This window comes from Kitasatospora phosalacinea, from assembly GCF_000716545.1.
Classification (GTDB): domain Bacteria; phylum Actinomycetota; class Actinomycetes; order Streptomycetales; family Streptomycetaceae; genus Kitasatospora; species Kitasatospora phosalacinea.
On record NZ_JNWZ01000178.1, the window covers coordinates 1 to 460 of the forward strand.

The following is a 460-nucleotide window of genomic DNA, read 5'->3' on the forward strand; positions in this document are numbered from 1 at the left end:
GCCAGCACCTGTCCGGCCGCCACCCGGTCGCCGGGGCGCACCTCGAACTCGACGACGCTGCCCGCGCCGCACGCCCAGCCGGCGTCACTGGTCCAGAGCTCCCCCGCCCCGGGCCCCGACCCCTCCGCGCCCCTCCCGCACACCCTGCACGGCGCCGCCCGCACCGACCCGCTCGGCCCGACCGGCACCCGGCACACCCTGCGGCTCGACCTGGACGAGGCGATGACCGCCCTCCAGGTCGAATTCCGGCTGAACCGCCCCACCACCCTCCCGGGCACCGCCCCCGCCACCGACCTCCCCGGCGCGGTCGTCACCATCGCCCTGGACCGCGACACCCTGGTCTACCGCTTCACCACCCCGCCCGACCTCCCGCTGCGCCCCGGCACCTACACCTTCACCGTCACCGGCGCCCTCCCCGCCCCGACCCCCGCCACCCCCGAAACCTGGACCGCCTCCGCCT

At 77.8% G+C, this 460-nt stretch carries 1 pseudogene; it reads left to right on the forward strand.

Annotated elements, in window-relative coordinates:
- Positions 1 to 460: pseudogene (locus tag OO48_RS34025) on the forward strand (hypothetical protein); the annotation flags it as partial.